Source organism: Intrasporangium sp., from assembly GCF_035280925.1.
In the GTDB taxonomy this organism is placed as follows: Bacteria; Actinomycetota; Actinomycetes; order Actinomycetales; family Dermatophilaceae; genus Intrasporangium.
The window spans coordinates 1-2,948 of the sequence record NZ_DATEEY010000009.1; the positions used below are offsets into that span (position 1 = coordinate 1).

Annotated in this window: 5 protein-coding genes; all 5 read right to left on the minus strand. The window is 71.0% G+C overall.

Annotated elements, in window-relative coordinates; translation table 11 throughout:
• The coding region (locus tag VJN29_RS00595) for a hypothetical protein (protein ID WP_324141415.1) at positions 1 to 219 on the minus strand (219 nt) is incomplete at its 3' end.
• Positions 170 to 1,378 (minus strand): glycosyltransferase 87 family protein, encoded by a 1,209-nt coding sequence (locus VJN29_RS00600; RefSeq protein ID WP_324141417.1) that lies wholly within the window; start codon positions 1,376 to 1,378, stop codon positions 170 to 172. The genes VJN29_RS00595 and VJN29_RS00600, both read right to left, overlap by 50 nt.
• A gap of 183 nt (positions 1,379 to 1,561) precedes the next feature.
• The gene (locus VJN29_RS00605; protein WP_324141419.1) at positions 1,562 to 1,969 is read right to left on the minus strand and encodes a four-helix bundle copper-binding protein; all 408 of its coding nucleotides are present in this window, start codon (positions 1,967 to 1,969) and stop codon (positions 1,562 to 1,564) included.
• A 130-nt stretch (positions 1,970 to 2,099) separates the two neighbouring features.
• Entirely contained in the window at positions 2,100 to 2,546 is a 447-nt protein-coding gene (locus VJN29_RS00610) for a MaoC/PaaZ C-terminal domain-containing protein (RefSeq protein ID WP_324141421.1), read from the minus strand.
• A 3-nt stretch (positions 2,547 to 2,549) separates the two neighbouring features.
• On the minus strand, positions 2,550 to 2,948 hold a 399-nt coding region (locus VJN29_RS00615), incomplete at its 5' end, for a DMT family transporter (protein ID WP_324141422.1).

Consider the following 2,948-nt stretch of genomic DNA (forward strand, 5'->3'; position numbering starts at 1 on the left):
GTCTGCGACGCTGTGTCCCGGCCGCATCCCTCGCGGTCGCGTGACCATCCAGACCGCGTAGCCGGCCTCGACGTAGGGCCGGAAGTACCTCTGGCGCATGCTCGCCCACATACCGCTGGGCACCGAGCTCGTCGGCGAACCCTGGAGGAAGAGCAGGGTCCTGCGCCCGTCACCCCAGGTGACGTACTCCATCCGGTTCGCGGTCGTTCCGCCTCGCACGCCTCGACGGTACGCGGAATCGAGAGTGTAGTCCGCCCAATCGACTGGAAACCCGAGGGACCACGATGTCGGTGGGGGCCGCCCACGCTGCGAAGGCAACCGCCGCCAGGAGGTAGGCGTTGCCGACGATGTGGTCGAGAGGCGTCCACGCGTACTCGCGGCCCCCGCCGTAGCCGGGCCAGATGATCGGGCGGGCGACGAAGGCCAGGGTCCACGCGACGGCAGCCAACCGGCGGCGTTCCCCCAGCACCAGGGCGATCGGCACGGCCCAGACCCAGTGGTGTGACCAGGAGATGGGTGAGGCGAGGAGCATCGCCACGGTCGCGAGGCAGGCACCGAGGAGCGGGTCGCCACGTCGCCACCACCGGACGGCGACGCCGAGGATTGCGACCGTGATGGGCACGGCGAACGCGAGCCAGAGCAGGATCGAGGGCCTGGCGTCGAGCAGGCGAGTGAGAGCGCCGTAGACCGACTGGTTGTGGGCCAGGGCGGGAGGCCCGATGCGGCCGGCGTCGACGAGGCCATGGCCCCAGTAGCTCGCCGACCAACCCGGGTTCGCCACGAAGCCGACGGCAACAGTGCCGGCGAAGGTGAGGATGGCGCGCTTCGCGGCCGTGCGACGTCCCACGAGGAGGAGGAGGGCGATGAACACGAGCGGGGTGAGCTTCACCCCGGCGGCGACCCCGACCAGCACTCCGGACCAGCGGTGCGACGGCCGGAGCAGGTCGACCAGGACGGCCAGCATGATGAGGATGTTGACCTGGCCGAACGCGAGGTTCTGCCAGATCGGCTCCAGGGCGACCGCGCCGAGCGCAAGGAGCGCAACGAGCCAGCCGGGCGCGGGCCGGTCGAGGACGCGACGCACGAGGGCCACGACTGCGGCAAGTGCGCCCACCGACGCCCCGGTCCAGAGGCCTGCCGTCAGCCAGGCGGGCAGCAGCGCGAGCGGCGACATGACCACCGCCGCGAAGGGCGGGTACGTGAAGCGCAGCCCGGTCACCGGGTCGCGCGACTCCGGAGGCAGCCCGTCCAGCACGATCCGCCCTCCGTGCTGGTAGACGAGCAGGTCGGTGAAGCCGCCCTGGAGCGCACCCACCACGGCCGCGACGCCGACCAGGGCGATGACCGGAGCGGGCCCTTTGAGCATCCGGGCCAGCACACGGGAATCGTAGGCTGGATCGGCGCACTGGAACGGTGCCCGAGGACGCACCTTTGCTGAAGAGCAGCGTCCTCGGACCTCACTCAGGCGACGGACACCATCCGACCCGGCCGTCGTCGCACCGCGCCCGTCTGGACGCTACGCGCAGTCGCTCGCGTCGGCGGCCGGAGCCGGAGCGAGCGGTCAGTCCAACGCACCGAGGAGGTCTCGGCAGGCCTGCTCGCAGCGGCGGCACGACTCGGCACACACGCGGCAGTGCTCGTGCATGCCGGCATGGCGCTCGCACTCGTCCCCGCACGCCCGGCACGCCATGGCGCATGCCTCGAGCACGGCACGCGTCACGTTCGCGTCGTAGCCGGTGTGCCGGGACAGGACGGCCCCGGTGGTCGCGCAGATGTCCGCGCAGTCGAGGTTGGTGCGGATGCACTTGACGAGGTCCGCCACCATGTCCTCGCCCAGGCACGCATCCGCGCAGGCGGTGCAGGTCTGCGAGCACTCGTAGCAGGCTTGGATGCAGGCCGTGAGCTTGGCGCGGTCGACGTCGCCCAAGTCCTTCGGGTACGTGTCCAGCATCGCTTCAACCGTGTGCATGGGTCTCACCTCCGTGGGCACGCCCCGCGGGGGTCCGCGGAGTGATACGTGCCCCGGGCGCGTACCCACGCCTGGGGCACCCAACAAACACGGCCAGCCGTATGCCGCTGAGCCGGCTCCGTGGCGAGGCTCAGCTCAGTGGTGGCCGGGTCGCGACCATGAGCCCGATGTCGCCGGACTGGACGACGACACCGTCCTGGTTGGCCAGGGTGAAGTACCGCGACAGAATGCCGGCGTCACCTGGGCTCGTCAGCCGCGTGCCCGTGATCTCGACCGTGACGTGGACCGTGTCGCCGATGCGGATGGGTGCGTGGAACCGCCAGTCGTCGATCCCGAGCAGCGCGATCGAGCTGTCCTCGAAGATGCCGAGCCGGGACGCCAGACCCATGGCGACCGAGAGGCCGAGCATCCCGTGCGCGATGCGCTCACCGAATCGGCTCTCCTCCATCGACTCCGCGTCGGTGTGGGGCGGGTTGGTGTCCCAGCTCCACCCGGCGAAGAGCACGACATCCGTCTCCGTGATGGTCCGGCCCTGGCTGGTGAAGGTCTGGCCGACGGCGAAGTCCTCGAAGAACATGGCTCAGCCCCGCACGCCGATCGCCTCGTCGGCGCGGTCGGGCGTGGCCACGGCAGGTCGCTCGCTGCGCCGCTCGTGAAGGGCCAGGCCGACCACTGCTGCGAGCACGATGGCGAAGCCGAGCCACTGGGTCGGGTCCAGGCTGCGACCCAGCACCGCGACCCCGACGACGGCCGCGGTGATCGGGAAGGCGAGCTCAGCGAGCGTCGCCCGCGACGCCGGCGTGTTGTGCAGGCCTCGGTAGTAGAGCAGGAGGGCGAGCAGGCCCGGCACGAGGGCGAGCACGACGATGCTCCCGATGGAGCCGGTCCCGATCTGCACCGACGTCCGGGTCACTGGCGCGATCACGGCGAGCGCCACCAGACCGACCGCGAAGCGGAGGGACGTGAGCTCGCGGAAGGT